This window comes from Paraburkholderia sp. HD33-4 (assembly GCF_021390635.1).
Classification (GTDB): Bacteria; Pseudomonadota; Gammaproteobacteria; order Burkholderiales; family Burkholderiaceae; genus Paraburkholderia.
The window spans coordinates 752,406-769,409 of record NZ_JAJEJS010000003.1 but is presented as its reverse complement, the minus strand read 5'-3'; the positions used below and the strand labels follow the sequence as shown (position 1 = coordinate 769,409).

14 protein-coding genes and 1 pseudogene are annotated in these 17,004 nt (G+C 60.3%); 3 read left to right on the top strand and 12 right to left on the bottom strand.

Annotation, left to right across the window (positions count from 1 at the left end; genetic code table 11):
- Positions 1-170: 170 nt before the first annotated feature.
- The gene (locus L0U84_RS38070) at positions 171-1,139 is read right to left on the bottom strand and encodes a D-2-hydroxyacid dehydrogenase (RefSeq protein ID WP_233859829.1); all 969 of its coding nucleotides are present in this window, start codon (positions 1,137-1,139) and stop codon (positions 171-173) included.
- Between the two features lie 253 nt (positions 1,140-1,392).
- Here L0U84_RS38070 and L0U84_RS38065 point away from each other — a divergent pair, with 253 nt between their 5' ends.
- Positions 1,393-2,310: a LysR family transcriptional regulator gene (locus L0U84_RS38065; protein WP_233858364.1), complete on the top strand. Its 918-nt coding sequence runs from the start codon at positions 1,393-1,395 to the stop codon at positions 2,308-2,310.
- A gap of 83 nt (positions 2,311-2,393) precedes the next feature.
- On the opposite strand, the gene L0U84_RS38060 is transcribed toward L0U84_RS38065, so the two are convergent.
- The 4 genes from L0U84_RS38060 to L0U84_RS38045 form a co-directional block, all read right to left on the bottom strand.
- Positions 2,394-3,851 carry an MFS transporter gene (locus tag L0U84_RS38060; RefSeq protein WP_233858363.1) on the bottom strand — a complete coding sequence of 486 codons (1,458 nt, stop codon included), beginning with the start codon at positions 3,849-3,851 and terminating at the stop codon, positions 2,394-2,396.
- Between the two features lie 129 nt (positions 3,852-3,980).
- Positions 3,981-4,367, bottom strand: coding sequence for a VOC family protein (locus tag L0U84_RS38055; protein ID WP_233858361.1), 387 nt, complete (start codon positions 4,365-4,367; stop codon positions 3,981-3,983).
- 1 nt (position 4,368) lies between these two features.
- Positions 4,369-5,343 (bottom strand): hydroxymethylglutaryl-CoA lyase, encoded by a 975-nt coding sequence (locus tag L0U84_RS38050; protein ID WP_233858359.1) that lies wholly within the window; start codon positions 5,341-5,343, stop codon positions 4,369-4,371.
- 15 nt (positions 5,344-5,358) lie between these two features.
- Positions 5,359-6,549 (bottom strand): CaiB/BaiF CoA transferase family protein, encoded by a 1,191-nt coding sequence (locus tag L0U84_RS38045; protein WP_233859827.1) that lies wholly within the window; start codon positions 6,547-6,549, stop codon positions 5,359-5,361.
- 679 nt (positions 6,550-7,228) lie between these two features.
- Between L0U84_RS38045 and L0U84_RS38040 the strand changes: the two genes are divergently transcribed.
- On the top strand, positions 7,229-7,720 hold the full coding sequence (locus tag L0U84_RS38040; protein WP_233858357.1) for a hypothetical protein: 492 nt from the start codon (positions 7,229-7,231) through the stop codon (positions 7,718-7,720).
- A 524-nt stretch (positions 7,721-8,244) separates the two neighbouring features.
- Positions 8,245-8,436 (top strand): hypothetical protein, encoded by a 192-nt coding sequence (locus L0U84_RS38030; RefSeq protein ID WP_233858355.1) that lies wholly within the window; start codon positions 8,245-8,247, stop codon positions 8,434-8,436.
- A gap of 217 nt (positions 8,437-8,653) precedes the next feature.
- Here the strand turns inward: L0U84_RS38030 and L0U84_RS38025 are convergent, their stop codons facing one another.
- From L0U84_RS38025 to L0U84_RS37995, 7 genes and pseudogenes are all read right to left on the bottom strand, one after another.
- The gene (locus L0U84_RS38025) at positions 8,654-9,778 is read right to left on the bottom strand and encodes a branched-chain amino acid ABC transporter substrate-binding protein (protein WP_233858353.1); all 1,125 of its coding nucleotides are present in this window, start codon (positions 9,776-9,778) and stop codon (positions 8,654-8,656) included.
- A gap of 48 nt (positions 9,779-9,826) precedes the next feature.
- On the bottom strand, positions 9,827-11,341 hold the full coding sequence (locus tag L0U84_RS38020) for a CoA-acylating methylmalonate-semialdehyde dehydrogenase (protein WP_233858350.1): 1,515 nt from the start codon (positions 11,339-11,341) through the stop codon (positions 9,827-9,829).
- A gap of 72 nt (positions 11,342-11,413) precedes the next feature.
- Entirely contained in the window at positions 11,414-11,764 is a 351-nt protein-coding gene (locus L0U84_RS38015) for a cupin domain-containing protein (protein WP_233858349.1), read from the bottom strand.
- A gap of 14 nt (positions 11,765-11,778) precedes the next feature.
- Complete coding sequence (locus tag L0U84_RS38010) at positions 11,779-13,161, bottom strand: NAD(P)/FAD-dependent oxidoreductase (protein WP_233858347.1); 1,383 nt, start codon at positions 13,159-13,161, stop codon at positions 11,779-11,781.
- A 109-nt stretch (positions 13,162-13,270) separates the two neighbouring features.
- Complete coding sequence (locus L0U84_RS38005) at positions 13,271-14,671, bottom strand: amino acid permease (protein WP_233858345.1); 1,401 nt, start codon at positions 14,669-14,671, stop codon at positions 13,271-13,273.
- A 148-nt stretch (positions 14,672-14,819) separates the two neighbouring features.
- Positions 14,820-16,259, bottom strand: coding sequence for a PucR family transcriptional regulator (locus tag L0U84_RS38000; protein WP_233858343.1), 1,440 nt, complete (start codon positions 16,257-16,259; stop codon positions 14,820-14,822).
- A gap of 542 nt (positions 16,260-16,801) precedes the next feature.
- Positions 16,802-17,004, bottom strand: a pseudogene (locus tag L0U84_RS37995) (integrase); the annotation flags it as partial.

The window sequence follows — 17,004 nt, the reverse complement described above, 5'->3', positions numbered from 1 at the left end:
TGAATCCGCGCGTAGCTGAAGTTACGCCTGTGGATGCGTAGTCAATCTCCCCCTCATATTGCGACCGGGCGCAATCCCTTCTCGTCTTGAAGGTGCATCGACACATGCAATTGGCTTGTATATCGTGCCACCGTGGACCATGGCGATTTCGGGTTCAACCCGGCCACGCGCTATTGCGCCGTGACGACATTGACCGGCCTGCCTTCGACGAACGCAACCATATTGCCGATCAACTGATCAGCCAGGCTCTGGATGGCTTCATCGCTTGCCCAGGCCACGTGAGGTGTCAGGATGAACGCGGGATCACCAAGCACTTCATTGAACGGATGCCCTGCCGTCAGCGGTTCCTCGGTGACGACATCGAACCCTGCGCCAGAGATCTTGCCAGACTTCAGCGCGGCAACAAGTGCGGATTCGTCGACGAGGCCCCCGCGGGCGGTATTCACAATCAGCGGTCTGCGTCGTCCTTCACCTATTCGTGTGAACTCGGCCTCGCCGATCAGGTTCCGCGTGGCTGGCGTCAACGGACAGTGCAGAGTGATGACGTCGGACTGCTCGAGAAGCTCGTCGAATGGCGTGTATAACGGTCCCATATCCGTTCGGCCCTTGTAGGCGGAGAAGAGCACCTGCATACCGAGCGCCTTGCCGATGTCGGCGACAGCCCGGCCCAGAACGCCGTCACCGATGATCCCGAGGGTCGCTCCCTTCAGATCCCTGATCGGGAAATCGAAGAAGCAGAACTGGCCCGACTCGATCCAGCGTCCGGCCCGAACGGCGTTCCGGTAAGCGACGAGGCTCCTCCGCAGAGCGAAGATAAGCGCGAATGTATGTTCCGGAACGGTCTGCAGCGCGTAGTTCCGTATGTTGCTCACGACCACGCCGCGGGAGTGACAAGCCCTCAGGTCGATGTTGTCGGTTCCGGTCGCGGCAACTGCAATCATCTTGAGGTTTTCCGCGCCTGAAATGTCACGCTCGGAAAGCTTCACTTTGTTGGAGATGACAATGTCGGCGTGTCGGATGCGAGATGAGACCTGCTCCGCCGTCGTGTGTTCGAAGAGCTCAAGCTCGTGTGGAAATGGCAGTTCCTTCAAGGTCGTCTGCGGCGAAATCGTAGCTCGGTCGAGGAAGACCACTCGCATCGGACGTGTAGGGCGTTGCATATCTGAACCTCTTGTTGAACTTAGACATGCGGACACTGAGAGGTCGCAATCCAGTCAGCAGCCGCGTTTCAAAACATTGTGCACGGCTCCAGTCATGCTTAGGTTGCTGCTTGCTCCACGATGCTTGCCGGGCCGGAAAGGGTTTGGAAAATCGCCAGCATGGCATACAGCACAGGCGGTGTAGACTTGGCCGGTTCCGCCTCGCCCAATCGCCTCCGTTGGAATCTTCGCAATGGTCAACCCCACGCACTTCGATCTGCAATCGCTCAGAGTTTTTCTGCTGGTCGCCGAGTATGGCAGCCTCACGAGAGCGGCTGACCGTGGCCAGCTCACGCTATCAGCAATCAGCAAGCGCATCGCCGAGCTCGAGAGCGTGACGGACTGTGCGCTTCTGATTCGCCGGCCGCGTGGCGTCGAACTCACGGCGGCAGGACGCGGCTTGCTCGAGCACGCAACCCGTCTACTCGACCAGGTGAACAGCATGGCCAGCGATATGAGCGATTTCGCCACCGGCGTGCGGGGACACGTGAGGTTGTGGGCCAATACGTCGTCCATCGTTCAGTTCCTGCCGGGTGATCTCGCGCGGTTCCTCAGCGCCAACCGGTCGATCAAGGTCAGCCTCGAGGAACGTCTCAGTGGGGAAATTGTCGATGCGGTGAAATCGGGAAAGGCCGATCTCGGCGTATTCGCGGACAATGTGCCTGCGCACGGCATCGAGCGGCGTGTATACCGGAGGGATGAGCTGGTCCTACTTGTTCCGCAATCTCATTCTCTGGCGCACGAGGAGATTGTCAGCTTCGGGCAGACGCTCGACGAGGACTACGTCGGACTGAATGCGGGCAGCTCGCTACTGGCCAGGATGACCGATGCCGCGTTCGAAGCCGGTCGACCGCTCAAACTCAGGATTCAGGTGTCGAGCTTTGACGGCATTTGCCGGATGATCGAGGCCGGACTCGGAATCGGCATCCTGCCGCGCGCGGCAGTGAGGCCGGAGCTTCTCGCCACCGCGCTGCACATGGTGAGACTCGCGGATTCGTGGGCACACAGAACGTTGTGGATCGGCGCAAGCGATTCGGTGATGTCCGCGGAGGTCGCCAGGCTGTTCGACTTCCTGTCCGGCGAGTCGGAACCGGGAACGAAGCCGGTTTAGTCACGCTTCGCAAGCGTCGTGGACAGCGATCGTTGGATGCCGCCCACGACCCGTGATGTTGTTGCCGTTTCCTCGCGCGACTTTCACACCGGGTTGATTTCGTCCTGGCTGCGCCGCGTCGTCAACGGGCCAAGCGCGCGCACCGTGATGGCGACGATCAGGAGTGCGGCGGAGATGACGCCAAACATGGCACCCGGGCCATGCTGGTTCAAAACCGGCAACAGAATGAACGGCAGCGAGCCGCTCACGATACGGGACAACGCATACGTGCTGCCGATCGCCGTGGAGCGCACACGTGCGGGGAAGATTTCTGCCTGGTAGATGTGATACGCGTTGCTGAACACGTTTGATGCGCAGGTCGTGAGCACACCGAAGGCGACAATCAGGAACGTGTTGTCGGAATAGGCAAAGCCGAAACCGAACACGGCGATCGACAGAATGGCGGTGATGACGAGCGTGCGGCGCTCGACCCAGTTGAGCAACGGGATCGACAGCAGGGACCCGACGGGATAGCCGAGGAACGACAGAGCCATAAACAGCGTTCCGTCGGTGACGTCGAATCCCCGGCTTTTCACCACGGTGCTCGCCAGCGTTCCGAAGCCGTAGTAACCGAAAGCCTGAAACAGGTGGAATATGCCCAGCATCACGTACCGCCTGCCGTACGGCGCCTGACGCAGGACGGCGATACGCTCGCGCAGTCCCATCGCGTGCGGCTTTGCAGCGCCTTCGGAGATGACTGCGGGCAGGCTCATGCCTGCACTCTGGGCAAAGCGGCGCAACTCGGCGCACGCTTCATCGACGCGGCCGCGGGCCAGCAACCAGCGGGGGCTTTCCGGCAGTCTGTGCTGGACGAAGAGAATGAATACACCACCGAGTCCACCAATGGCCAGGATGATGCGCCATCCCGCCACGGTGCCGACGTGAAGTGGATTGAGCCATACCGCAAGAAAACCCACAAGAGGGACCGCGACATACGACACGGTATAGGCCCACGCGGCCAGCCGGCCTCTGCGTTCCTTGGGCAGGATTTCGGACAGGTAGCTGTCCGCAACCGGGTAGATCGCGCCTACCCCGATGCCTGTCAGAAAGCGGCAGAGCACGAGCATGTCTGCGTTGACGGAAAATGCGCCGACCAGCGAAAAGGCGCTGTACCAGACGAGATTGAATACGAATGCCTTGCGGCGGCCGATGCGATCGGCGAGGCTGCCGAGGCAGAGCGAGCCGAAGAACATGCCGATGAAGGCCGATGCCAGCAGCAGCTTGAAATCGGCACTTTGCCTGTTGAATCCAAAGTCGTGCTGCAGCGCGGATCCGATTGAACTCACGAGGAAGATCTCGTACATGTCGAAGAAGAGGCCAATGCCGACGACCCACACAACGAACCTGTGCAATGCACCGGCCGGCATGTCGTCCATCAGGCTGCCGAGGGTCGCGCCGTGAGCGCTCTGACGGATGGCACGCTGCGTGGCGCTATCGCCGGGCAGCGGTATAGGCGTAACCGCGGCCGCGTCGCCGCGCAGGTCGAGCTTGTTGATATCCATGGTGTCTCCTGTTGGCCAGAGTTGGTGCTTTAGCGATTACTCTGGAGCCATGCAACGCTTGATGTGTATGTCCATGACTGAGCTGCCCGGGGTCTTGGGTGCCCCGGTGCGAGAGCGGTCGCTGTGGCGCTACTTCAGCAGCTCGGAAATCTCGATCAGGTTAAGGTCCGGGTCTCGCACGTAGACCGACCGAATCTTCTGCGTGGCGCCCGTACGCTCGACGGGGCCATCAACGATCGGCCAGTCCACCCGCTGCAGATGCGCGACGACATCATCGAGCGGAACCGCGGCAATGAAACAGAGGTCCAGTGCACCCGGTACCGGCACATGGGCCTTAGGCTCGAACTCGGAACCACGTACATGCAGGTTGATCTTCTGATTGCCGAAACGGAAAGCCAGGCGGCCCGCACCGAACGTCTCCAGATCCATCCGGAGCACTCGCGTATAGAAATCCTTTGTTGCCTCGGGGTCGACACAGGTGAGAACGAGGTGATCAAGATGGTCAATCAACGCCATTTCATGCTCCTTGTTGCATAGGTGCGCGCTGTTCTGGAATGCCGTCGGCTGCGACGGCGGGCATCGGGTGGAGGTCAAGGCGGCGACCGGCCTTCAGCAACTGGCTCGGGACGTCGTGGCCAATGAGGTCGGGCAGGAGGGCCGCTGCATCGAGTGTCGCGGCAAGATCGACGCCGGTGTCGTACCCGTCCAGCGACAGCATGTGCAGGAGCTCCTCGGTACAGACGTTTCCCGTCGCACCGGGCGCGTAGGGACAACCGCCGAGCCCGCCGAGCGATGAATCGAAGCGGTCAATCCCGGCATCGAGAGCGGCGAGCGTATTGGCCAGCGCCATGCCGCGGGTATTGTGAAAGTGCAGCGTGAGTTCGAGCTGGGGAAAGGTGTCGATTGCCTGGCGGCAGAGATTGCTGACTTGCGATGGAAAGGCCATACCCGTGGTATCGCACAGCGTGATGCCATGCACATCCAGATCGGCGAACCGACGCATCCAGCCCAGCACCTCAGCGACGGGGACATCGCCCTCCATCGGGCAACCCATCGCTGTGGAGAGCGAGACATTGATCGCAACACCGGTCTGGCGCACGACGGCAACGACGTCGCGAAGCTGCGCGAACGACTGTTCCCGTGTCATGCGCAGATTAGTCCGGTTATGGCTCTCGCTGACCGACATCACGAGATTGACCTCGTCGATGCCGCAGGAGAGCGCGCGTTGCGCACCGCGCACGTTGGGCACGAGTACCGTATAGATCACACCCGGTACACGTGTGATCTGCTGCATCACGGCTTCGGCATCGCGCAGCGCCGGAATCGCTCTCGGCGAAGTAAAAGACGTGACTTCGATTTTCGCGAAACCGCATTGGCTCAGACGGTTTACCAGTGCGATCTTTGCGTCCGTATCGACGAATCGTGCTTCGTTCTGGAAGCCGTCGCGCGTGGCGACTTCGTGGATGTAGAGCTTCTTTCCTGATTTCGACATGTCGTCGACTCCTTGCTAGATAAGGCCGCGAGAGCGCCACGCGCCGCGGGTGTCTGCATCGAAGCCCAGTGCGTCGAGCACGTCGTCGGTGTGCTCGCCGAGTGCCGGGGCGGGATGTGCAATGGTGCCGGGTGTCTCGCTCAGCTTCGGTACGACACCTGGCACCTGGACCGGCGTACCATCGGCGAGTTCGGCGTCCACCAGCATCTCGCGCGCCTTGTAGTGCGGGTCGGCGGCGATGTCAGCGACGTCGTAGATGCGGCCGGCTGGAATCTTCGCTTCGTTGAGTGCGGCAAGCACGTCGTCCAGCGAATGCCTGGCCGCCCACTCGCCGATCGCGGCGTCGATGCGCTCGACTTCCTTCACTCTGCCGTCGTTCTGTGCGAGGGCCGGGTCAAGGCCGAGATCAGGCCGGTCAATCAATTCCATGAGTCGGCGAAAAATGCTGTCGCCATTGCCTGCAATCAGCGCGTATTTGCCGTCGCGACACTTGTAGGCGTTGGTGGGCGCAATGCCGGGAAGACTGCTGCCTGCCGGTTGCCGGACAGTGCCGAAGACGGAGTATTCGGGAAGCAGGCTTTCCATCATGTTGAAGACGGATTCGTACAGCGCGACGTCGACCACCTGACCCCGACCGCCCTGTTGTTCGCGGTGCCGAAGCGCGAGCAGTATGCCGATGACGCCGTGCAACGCGGACAGCGAGTCGCCGAGCGATATACCCACGCGCACCGGCGTGCGGCCCGGTTCGCCGGTCAGGTGCCGCAATCCGCCCATTGCTTCGGCGACGACGCCGAAGCCCGGCCGGTCGCGATACGGCCCGGACTGCCCGTATCCGGAAACGCGCAGCATGATGAGACCGGGATTGATCTGTTTCAGGTCTTCCCAGCCGAGATTCCAGCTTTCGAGTGTGCCTGGGCGGAAGTTTTCGATCAGCACGTCGCTTTGCGCGATCAGGCGGCGAGCGACGTCCTGGCCCTCGGTGGAGCGCAGATCGAGCGTCACCGATTTCTTGTTGCGGGACTGCACTGCCCACCAGACGGAGGTCCCTTCATGGAGCAGGCGCCATTTGCGCAGCGGATCGCCCGCTTGCGGCGGCTCGATCTTGATGACGTCTGCGCCGAACTCCGCCAGCATTTTCCCGGCGAAGGGGCCAGCAATGAGCTGCCCCATCTCGAGTACCCGAACACCCTCCAAAGGCCGCTTCATCACCGTGTCTCCTTTCATCGACTTCATGGCGGCTATGGTGCGGGATTTTCGCGAGCGCGATAATCGATCGATGATCAAGCATCCTTTCCTGGGGGGAAAGGCTCAGGAGCCGCGTCCGCGAGACTTTGACGGGACTACCAGGGCTTCGACGTTCATTCGTGGATGGCTGCTGACCGCTTTCACCCGCTGAACTACTACGTTCAGGGTTCTTCGACGTCCGCCGTCATTCACATGACTGTGAGCGGGCCGTGGCGCGTCTGGGCATGCGTCGAGTAAGCCCTAACGGGAGTGTGAGTTCGCTGATGCAGGAAGCCGCCGCCCGGCAGCTCGATGCTGCCACCGTCGGTCTGTTCGGCAGTAGGCGCAAGTGACAATTTCTGATCGCGTCCGGCCGGTTTCACTTCTGAGCTCTCCCTCGACCCGACTCGTCACGACGAATTCATACCGCTCTGGACGGCTGTGAAAGACGGTCGCCTGGCAGACACGATCGTGGTCCAGCCGCGACGCCCGCCGCGTCAGCAGCGGCGCGCACACATCGACTTCAAGACAGGTGGCAACGCCCCCCCGGAAGACCCGCGCCGCACTGGAAACGTCTGTCTCGAGATCGAGTCGCCAGGCTGGTTTAGTAAGATAGCGCTACTGCACAAACTTCAATGAACTCGCCACTTACAGACACTCAATGGACATTTTTTACTATTGGCAGAAACTCGAGCAAAATCTGAAGGAAGGACCGCTCGGCTATTTCGGCTCGAACAATACAAAAATTCTGGAGCTGACACAGCGATTGCCCAAGCGTATCTGGGTCTTCAAGACTCCGAGAGGAATGAAGGGTTCCATCCAGTTAGTCGGATCACTCCTCGTCAGCGAGACACCGCGCGTCGCGGTCAAGACCGACTATACCAACGTGATTTACTACGACCCGTTCTCGTCCGAGTCGGTAATGTACATCGACTCGGACACACCACAGCGCATCCAGGAGGTCTCTGGATACTTCCAGTACCGGTTTCACTCTGCCTTCAGCTCAAACTTTCAGGGAGACGCCGGTCTGCAGGCTATGGAGTCGAACGTAGTGCGCGGGTTGGAAGCGCTGGTCGCTGACTGGGACACGTGTCAGATGCTCGACCGCGTCAAAAATCGCGAGAAGGTTCAGCCCATCAATCCTTTCGCATGACATTCGCGCCTGACAGAGGCTTCGTTGCGTGACCTGTCCGGTAGCTGAGTTGGCGCGGCTAGCCGCACTGTTGGTCGCCGCTCCGCTCACGAAAGCCACCTACCTGCTTGTCGATCCAGTCGCAAAGGCGTTTATCGCTGCGCTTTTCCTCCACGTCGGCCGCCGTCTCGCCAATTCGATTCGGTCTCCCGCCTCAAGACCGAGCTGGTGGCTCACGTCCACGGGGATCGTGACCTCGCCCTTCGAAGTGATAGTTGCTGCTGTCATGGTGGGTCGATAACTGACGCGTTCCCCGCGGCAAGTTTGAGCCGCGGGGTGCGCTCTTCCCAAAGTACCCCGGTCGCGCCTAATCGTTGCGACGTGTTTTCTAACAATGCGCGGAAGCGCACACAACGGGGCAGATCGGCGACCGTCAATCAGGCTTCTCAAGGGCTTACCAACGTTACACTGCCTTCAGAGCCCTGCCCCTCCAGCGCCTGCGTACGCTCAAGACACTTCTTAACACGTCGCCCGAACGAAAAAACATGGACATGCGAGTCAGTTACGAACACAGCCTTGCTTCGCACCCGGACCAGTTCATCGTTCAGGTCCCGTCGCAGCTCGTGACCGATGTCCCTGCCGACCTCCCGCGCGAGTTACTGCCCGACTACATTGCCAACCTCATCATTACGCGGTCGCCGACAATCGGAAAGATTCGCAACCTCAGGATTCTCTAAGCTGCGAGCCCCACTGAGCATTCCCGTTGCGAGCCTTGCACCACTTTGCTCATCAGGGAACAACTGCCAGGGTTGTGTCAGAGAGGAACATGCCGCCAGTGCCGGAAAGGCCGCATTACTGCGCAAAGACGGGACCGGGCTGCGAGGACTTTGCTGCAGCCCGTCCTCTGACGCTTATGCCTCGACGGGCGTACTTACGAAGTCCGTGAGACTTCGCCTACCTGACATAAGGAACGGGCACGCCATTTCGAATGACATACACCGTTGTTGGCGCGCCCTTCAGATTTCCCTCAGCATCAAAGGAATACGTGCCGGCTATGCCCTTGTATTGTTCGTTCGCCAGTTGTGCGATCAGTTTGCTTTTATCAGTCGTGGTCCCGGCTTTCGTCATGACGTCGGCCAACATCTTGACTCCATCGTAGTAGTTGACCGCATAAACTTGCATATCAGTATGATAAGTGTCCTTGTACTTCGCAATAAATTTCTTACCTTCGTCAGTCTGGTCCAGGGCGGTCCCACCTTGGGAACAATAGACAATCGAGGCCGCATCGCCTGCCACCTTTCCCATGTCGGCTGTACAGATGGCGTCTCCTCCAAGTAACTTCGCTCTCAGACCGCGCTGCCGCATCTGTTTAACCATGGGCGCAGCTTGAGACGCATAGCCGCCGAAGAAAATCACATCAGGGTTCCTGGCTTTGAGCGCCGTGAGGATGCCGAGGAAATCAGTTGCCTGGCCGTTGGTGAATTGCTTGTCGACAATTTCCAGGCCGTGTGCCTTGGCCGATTCCTCGAACTGTTCTGCGATTCCCTGCCCATACGCGGAACGATCGTCGATGATCGCAACCGTTTTGACCTTCAACTCCTTCGCCGCAAAGTCTCCCATTGTCCCGCCAAGCTGCGCATCACTGGCGCCGATCCGGAAAATGTTTTTGAAGCCCTGCTTTGTGATCGACGGGTTCGAGGCGACGGGCAGGAGCGGAACCCCGGCGTTGTTGTACACGCGAGATGCGGGAATCGCCACGCCCGAGTTGTACGGCCCCAGCACCGCGACGACGTTGCGGTCAACGAGGATCTGCGCTATCTGCACGCCCGTCTTGGGGTCGGCCTGATCATCTTGCGATTCCAGCTTGAACGTGACCTTCTTACCAGCTACCACCACCCCTTGCCTGTTGAGTTCATTGATAGCGAGGCGCGCGCCATTTTCATTGTCCTTGCCGTTTGCCGCTTGAGGCCCCGTTAGCGGAGCGGAGTGTCCGATCACGACAACTTCTTGCGCCATTGCCGGCAGCGTGAGAGCGACCGCCGTGCAGGCCGTCGTGCTAAGAGTAATGAGTTTGCGCATGCTTTGTCTCCAAACAATAGGTAGGTGTTATTTGTAGGCTTCAGAGGCTCATTTGGCCGTCGGCATCGCGAACTCGGCGCCCTTTTCGATGCTCTCGGACCAGCGCTGCATGATCGACTTCTGCCGCGTATAGAAGCGCACGCCTTCTTCACCATATGCGTGCATGTCGCCGAACAGGCTGCGTTTCCAGCCGCCAAACCCATGCCATGCCATCGGCACCGGAATCGGCACGTTGATGCCGACCATCCCGACTTCGATCCGGCGGCCGAACTCGCGCGCGATATGTCCATCACTGGTGAAGCACGCGACTCCATTGCCGAACTCGTGCGCATTGATCAGCTCGACCGCTTGCGTGAAGTCCTTGACGCGCACACAGGCGAGCACCGGTCCGAAGATCTCTTCTTTATAGATGCGCATCTCCGGTGTGACGTTGTCGAACAGCGTGCCGCCGGTGAAGAAGCCTTTTTCATGACCCGGCACTTTCAGTCCGCGTCCGTCCACGACCAGCGTCGCGCCTTCCCTGACGCCCTCCGCGATATAGCCTTCGATCCGCTCGAGCGCCTCGCGCGTGACGATCGGACCCATTTCGGCGTCCTGCTCCATACCGTTCTTTACGATCAACTCGCGCGCGCGATCCGCGAGGCGCGGCATGATCCGATCAGCGACGTCGCCCACCAGCAACGCGACCGAAATCGCCATGCAGCGTTCGCCGGCCGATCCGTAGGCGGCGCCCACCAGCGCGTCGATGGCCTTGTCGATATCGGCGTCCGGCATCACGACCATGTGGTTCTTCGCGCCGCCCAGTGCCTGGACGCGCTTGCCGTGCTTCGCGCCCGTTTCGTAGATGTAGTTCGCGATTGGCGTCGAACCAACGAAGCTGATGGCCTTGACGTCCGGGTGCGTGAGCAATGCATCGACGACCGTCTTGTCGCCTTGCACGACGTTGAATACGCCACTGGGGAGCCCGGCCTGCCTGAACAGATCAGCGATGAACAGGGATGCCGAAGGGTCACGCTCGCTCGGCTTCAGGATGAACGTATTGCCCGCCGCGATGGCGACGGGGAACATCCAGCACGGCACCATACAAGGAAAGTTGAACGGGGTGATGCCCGCGACGACACCCAGTGCCTGGCGCGTTGTCCAGTTATCGATCCCGGTGGAAACCTGTTCCGTGTAATCACCTTTGAGCAACTGCGGAATTCCACAAGCGAACTCGATGATGTCGATCCCGCGCGCGACTTCGCCCTGCGCATCCGAGAAGACTTTGCCGTGCTCCGCGGTAATGATCGCCGCGAGTTCGTCGCGATGGCGGTTCATCAGATGCAGGAAATTGTGCATCACGCGCGCACGCCGGATAGGCGGCATGTCAGACCAGGCCGGGAATGCCGCTTTGGCGCTGCGCACGGCCATGTCGACGTCGGCGGCGTCGCCGAGGACCAGCTTGCGGGCCGCTTCGCCCGTCGCCGGATTGAAGATCGGCTGCGAGCGTGCCCCTGCTCCTCGTACGCGCTCCCCATGAATGAAGTGCACCACATCGGACGTATCGTTGAAAGCGGCTGTCATGTCTGTTCCTTCGATTAAAATTTCGGTGTGCAAAACGTAGTCGTCGTCCGAGCGACGGCGGCGTGGATCGTCTCAGTAAATTGCGTAGATCTTCCGAACCGGCTCGAGGACATCCCAGCGACCGGTCCAGCCGGGCGGCAGGATCACGAGGTCGCCACTGGCGATCTCGGTCACTTCTCCGGTCGAGTCGTCGGTGAGCCTCGCACGGCCGGAAATGATGTACGTGAATTCGGTATCGGGCCGGTTTATGACCGGCCAGCCTCCGGGCTGGCATTCCCATATACCCAGATTGCCGAGCGCCTCGGGCGCGACAGACCGCACAGCGATCTGGGGATCGCCGCTATCGGCTCCGGCCCGCTGGCCGGCCGAGGCGAGTCGAGCCGACGCAATATCGGCGGCTTTGACGATGGTGAACTTCGCCATGTATCACTCCTTTTTCAATGGGCACCGGTCAGCTTTTCGAGAACCCGTGCTGCACGCGATGGTTGGTTGGTTACACGTTCTTCAAAATCACTGAAGCCCGCCGCTGTGAGACCGCCATTGACGCCGATCCAGCGGAAAGGCTCCGGCTCCCATGCCGGAGAGCGATGGTTGACCACCGGCAACTGGTTGATCTCGTCTTCGCGATCGAGAATAAGATTGCGCAGGATCCGGCCTGCGAGGTTACTCGTGGCGACTCCATCGCCGACGTAGTTTCCCGCCCAGGCAATGCGCGCGTCTCGGTCCATACTCACGGTCGGGCACCAGTCCCGCGACACCCCCAGCGCGCCGCCCCAGCGATGCGTGATGCGGGCATCGGCCAGTGCGGGAAAGAACTCGAGCATGGCGGCGTGGATGTTGGCATGCACCTTATCGACGAGATCATCCTCGAAAGAAATTCTGGAGCCGAAGCGGTATGGCGCGCCGCGGCCGCCAAACACCAGTCGGCCTTCCGCGGTCACCTGTCCGTACACCCTCAGGTGGCGCATGTCGTTGAACGCCAGGCGATGATCGAGCCTCAGCCGCTGGCGAAGCGCCTGAGGCAACGGCTCCGTCGCCAATACCAGCGAGTAAAGCGGAATGACGGAGCGGCTGTTCTCCGGCAGCTGGCAGGAAAATGCCTCAGTCGCACGCACCACTGTCTTTGCCTTGACGGCACCATGCGCCGTGCTCACTTTCCCGGGCGCGATGTGAAGAGCGGCCGTCTTCTCGTAAATGCGCGCGCCCATGGCCTCTACAACGGCTGCCAGTCCACGCACCAGCTTGCCGGGATGGATCAGCGCGCAGTGCTCGGTGTAGAGGCCTCCGAGCACACGCTCGGCGCCGATCCGCGTCGAAGCCTCCTTCGCATCGAGCGCGCGCCATTGGTTCGGCAATCCGAAGCGGACCGACGCATCGACCGAGGCCTGAATTCGATCGAACTGAGGCTGGCTGCGTGCAAGGGAAAGAAAGCCTTCCTTGGCATAGTCAGCATCGATGCCTTCAAGATCGAGCACGCGCCCAATTTCATTCACGGTCTCGTTCATCGCTGCCTGCAGATGCAATGCCGCGGCGTGCGAGTACATGTGCGCCACGCGTTCTAGCGAGATCGGAAATATCGCCGACGCCCACCCTCCGTTGCGGCCCGACGCGCCGAAGCCGACCGCTTCCCGCTCCAGCAGGACGATGTTCAGCGATGGTTGCGCCTTCAATAGATAGTACGCAGTCCACAACCCTGTATAACCTGCGCCGACGATGACGACATCGGCCTGCTCTTCCCGCTCCAGCGTGTCCCGCGCGCGCGAGTGCTCATACCACAGCGGGCGGTTGGGAAGTTGCGTCAGTTCTTGCGCGGATGGCATCCGTTTCTCCTACCAGTCCTGGTTCTTGTTCATGCAATTCGAGCGCATTTGCAACTGCGGCGATTACCGTGTGGGACCAAACCGCAGGCTTGAATCGTCGATTTCGGTGTCATGTGCGATTTGCCGCCGAAGGTGTCGCGCTCCGCGCCTGACTCCGCTTGCCCTTGGCGCAAAACACCGGGTAAGAGGCCACGATGACGATCAGGGCGACGACACTTTGCAGAAGGCTGATCTGGCTTTTGGGATCTAGCGCCATGCTCACCAGTACGGCGACGATGGTGACGGTCACGAGAAGCGGCAGCCACGGATGGCCCCACATCCGGATCTTCAGCAGGCCCCGACGTTCCCATTCGCCCCTCAGCTTGAGTTGTGACAGGCAGATCATCAGATAGACGAACAGAAACACCGCACCCGACGAATTGATCAGGAACAGGAAGACCGTGTCGGGCCACAGTGCTGCGATCACCACACAACCGTACCCGACTAGCGTCGAAGCGATGACGCCCCGGGCAGGTACGCCACGACCATTGACACATCCCAGCCACTTCGGCGCCTCGTTGTTCGAACTGAGGACCAGAAGCAGACGCGACGACGTATAGAGTCCAGCGTTGAGCACGGACAGCACGGCCACGAGGATGACGGCGGTCAATACGGTTGCGGCGCCCGGGATGCCGATCTTCTCAAGCGTGGCCACGAAGGGGGATTTGCCTGGCACGATGTCCGTCCACGGCTGGGCCACGACAATGAAGAACGCGGAAAGAACGAAGAAGATCAGGATGCGGGCCATCACCGTGTTGACTGCACGCCGAACGTTGCGTTCGGGATGCTCGGATTCCGCGGCGGCAATGGTGGCTACTTCGACGCCGGTCATGGAGAAGATCACGACCACGACGCCCGTGAACAGTTTCCCCACGCCTTTGGGAAAGAAGCCACCGTGAGCGGTCAGGTTGGAAAACGTTGCTGTCGATCCTGGCCAGAAATGGAAGACGTAGGCGCCCGCGATGATCAGGAAAGCGGCAATGGCCACGATTTTCACGCCCGCGAACCAGTATTCGGCTTCTCCGAATGATTTGACGGACAACAGATTCAGCGCCGTCATCATGACCATCAGCCCTAGCGAGATGATCCAGACGGGAATGGCGGGAAGCCATGCATGGATGGTTTGTCCGCCTACGACGGCCTCGAACCCAACCACGATGACCCAGAAATACCAGTAAAGCCATCCCATCGCATAGCCAGCGACATCGCCGTAAGCGAGGCGCGCATAGTCGACGAATGAACCCTTCATGGGTTGAGCCGCGGCCATTTCGCCCAACATGCGCATGATCAGGGCGACGATCAATCCTGTGATGGCGTAGGTAATGAATGCACCGGGGCCGGTCGACGCAATGACCGCGCTGGAGCCTACGAACAAGCCGGCTCCGATCACGCCGCCGAGAGCCAGCATACTGATATGCCGGGTTTTAAGAGAGTGTTTCAGCCGCGGATCGAGCTCCGTCTGGATAGGCATGGATTGTCTCCTGGGAATGAATCTGTCTTTTGTGACCTCCATTAAAAGCAATACGCGCGGGCCAGGCTATGCGCAAAATTTCGTCTCGAAGAACGGCTTTTGTACAAATGTATGACTATCCGTCTGAAGATTCCGACTGGCCGCCGGACTACAACAGGTTGGCCGCCTTGCCGGCCTTGACCGCGAGCCACAAGCGGGTGATGCCGTCGGTTGTGGTCGGTTTGACGCCGATCAGTTGTTCAATTTGTTTGAGGCGGTAGACAAGCGTTTGGCGGTGGATAGCCAGGTCAAAGGCGGTGGACTTCCAGTTGCCATCGTTCTCGAGAAACCTCGTAAGCGTCGCGAGCAGTTCGCTACCATGGACGCGGTCGTACTCGATCACGGGACCGAGATAGCGGCCAACCAACGCGCTCGCCTCTTCGAGTGATCTCGGCATCGTGATGTAGCCAGTTTCGATTTCTCCGTAGCGCACGACACCCGTTCCGACTTCACGTGCCTGTGCCAGCGCGAGGCGCGCCTGGCGCACGCTCTCGCGAAAGCCGGCTGCCTCAGTGACGGGTCCACTGATGCCGAGCACGGCGCCCTCGCCCAGGTCTAACCGAAAGCATTCGAGCGTGTCGGCGTGATCCTGAGCCAGCGCCAGCAGCACGTCATCGTCGAGCAGCAACGGCGGCCGCGCGTGCAAAGGCGGCGCATGGTGGATCTCGGTGACGCTCCATGGGCCGTGCTTTCCGGGACAGACCGCGAGCACGACGAGCGTGCCCGTCAACCCGCGGCGCTCCAGCATGGGACGAAAAGAAAACTCGGCCTCGCCCTTCAACAGGCTGCGCAAGAGTGCCGCGCCTTCTTTGCGCAGGTTGTCGCGGTCAATCATCATCCGCTCGAGCTCGATCTCGAGCAGGCCGAGAAGAGAGCGCACTAGGAGCGGATCCTGCAAAGCTTCCGCGTCCCGGCGATAAATAACCAGGTTCGCCCTCGCCCGGCCGCCGATAGCAACGCGTTCCACAAAAACCGCGTTGGTTTCATCAGAAGCTGGCAAGGGGCTGGAGGAAACGATGATCGAGCCGCTGCGAGCATCTTCGATTGCGAGTCCGAGTCGCAACCGATCTGACAAAACAGTGAGTCGTCCGGCCATGTCCGGCACGTCGCGCAGCGCGCTCGCATAAGTCTCGAACAGTTGTTCGCTGGCTCTGAAACGATCGCGCTGGGCTTGCAGCACACTTTCGATCACATGCTTGGACAACTGCACGAATTCAAGCTCGAAGCTCCCTGCCAGCACCGGGAACATCAGGCGGTCTGCTGTTTCCAGCATCTCGGGTGACAGTTCCGGCGCATCAGCCCGGCGTGCGACGACTAATGCACTCGCATTGCTCTGGGCCAACTTCTCCAGCCAGGCAATCTGGTCTGACGCATTGCGTGGCAGGCCCGCACCCGTCGTCATGACCAGATTGCCGGCAGTAATCCATCTCCAGGGATCGGGAAGATCGACGGCATGGGCCCAGGTGATTGTCCGCATCAGTCCGGACAAGCCAGCAAGACCAGCCAGCTTCAGAGATTTGGTATCGAGTAACTCCTGCACGGTAATCATGGCTTGCAGTGGATAAGTAGATAGCGGGGATGATGTGAACGACCAGAGTACCGGCGACCGTCGTCGGCATCCGCTGTGTCATGTCGTCCACTTTGAAGCGTACCAAGGCTGGGCTTGCTGTGCGTCCTGCTTATCGTACCGTGGGTAGCGGGCGCCAATTCGGCGCTGCGAGGTTTTCGCCCAGAACCGGTTAGGCATGGCACGGCGGCTGCACACCAGACCGCAACTAGACTGTCCACCATGGGTGCCATAGCAGAAGCGCTGATTGTGCTCATCGAGCCGCACTGCCCTCATGGCAAGGCTGACCGCCGCCCAGTGTTTGCGCTCTGGAAGATGCCGCATTCATTTTTCTGCAGTAGTAGTTTCAGGCGGCTCAACCTGATTCGGATTTTGGATGGGGACGATGCCGGACGATCGATTGCCCACGGCCTGGACCGACCGTTGATGGTTGCGTATCCGACGCCGGAACGTCTGAGCGAAGAATCGGATGAACGTCGCTTCCAGGCCGGTCAGCGACCACTCGCTAACCGGCCTGGGACAACCTACACCTCTGTCTGTTCGGCCATTTCGAGTGCGTCATCCACCTCGATGCCGAGGTATCGCACTGTACTTTCAAGCTTCGTGTGGCCGGCGAGTCGTGAATTCTGCTCGGGAACAGGAAGTCAGTTGCATGCAGCCCCGCATGCCCTATCCATGCTGCCACGCTCTCGCGAGTCTGTTCGGTAATCTCGAACTGTACAGGCCG

Bases quoted from the DNA above. Each gene is read 5' to 3' on its own strand.
- L0U84_RS38030 (WP_233858355.1), top strand. From the start codon at position 8,245: ATGGACATGCGAGTCAGTTACGAACACAGCCTTGCTTCGCACCCGGAC.
- L0U84_RS38025 (WP_233858353.1), bottom strand. From the start codon at position 9,778: ATGCGCAAACTCATTACTCTTAGCACGACGGCCTGCACGGCGGTCGCT.
- L0U84_RS38045 (WP_233859827.1), bottom strand. From the start codon at position 6,549: ATGAAGCGGCCTTTGGAGGGTGTTCGGGTACTCGAGATGGGGCAGCTC.
- L0U84_RS38000 (WP_233858343.1), bottom strand. From the start codon at position 16,259: ATGATTACCGTGCAGGAGTTACTCGATACCAAATCTCTGAAGCTGGCT.
- L0U84_RS38055 (WP_233858361.1), bottom strand. From the start codon at position 4,367: ATGGCGTTGATTGACCATCTTGATCACCTCGTTCTCACCTGTGTCGAC.
- L0U84_RS38005 (WP_233858345.1), bottom strand. From the start codon at position 14,671: ATGCCTATCCAGACGGAGCTCGATCCGCGGCTGAAACACTCTCTTAAA.
- L0U84_RS38015 (WP_233858349.1), bottom strand. From the start codon at position 11,764: ATGGCGAAGTTCACCATCGTCAAAGCCGCCGATATTGCGTCGGCTCGA.
- L0U84_RS38010 (WP_233858347.1), bottom strand. From the start codon at position 13,161: ATGCCATCCGCGCAAGAACTGACGCAACTTCCCAACCGCCCGCTGTGG.
- L0U84_RS38060 (WP_233858363.1), bottom strand. From the start codon at position 3,851: ATGGATATCAACAAGCTCGACCTGCGCGGCGACGCGGCCGCGGTTACG.
- L0U84_RS38050 (WP_233858359.1), bottom strand. From the start codon at position 5,343: ATGTCGAAATCAGGAAAGAAGCTCTACATCCACGAAGTCGCCACGCGC.
- L0U84_RS38020 (WP_233858350.1), bottom strand. From the start codon at position 11,341: ATGACAGCCGCTTTCAACGATACGTCCGATGTGGTGCACTTCATTCAT.
- L0U84_RS38070 (WP_233859829.1), bottom strand. From the start codon at position 1,139: ATGCGAGTGGTCTTCCTCGACCGAGCTACGATTTCGCCGCAGACGACC.
- L0U84_RS38065 (WP_233858364.1), top strand. From the start codon at position 1,393: ATGGTCAACCCCACGCACTTCGATCTGCAATCGCTCAGAGTTTTTCTG.
- L0U84_RS38040 (WP_233858357.1), top strand. From the start codon at position 7,229: ATGGACATTTTTTACTATTGGCAGAAACTCGAGCAAAATCTGAAGGAA.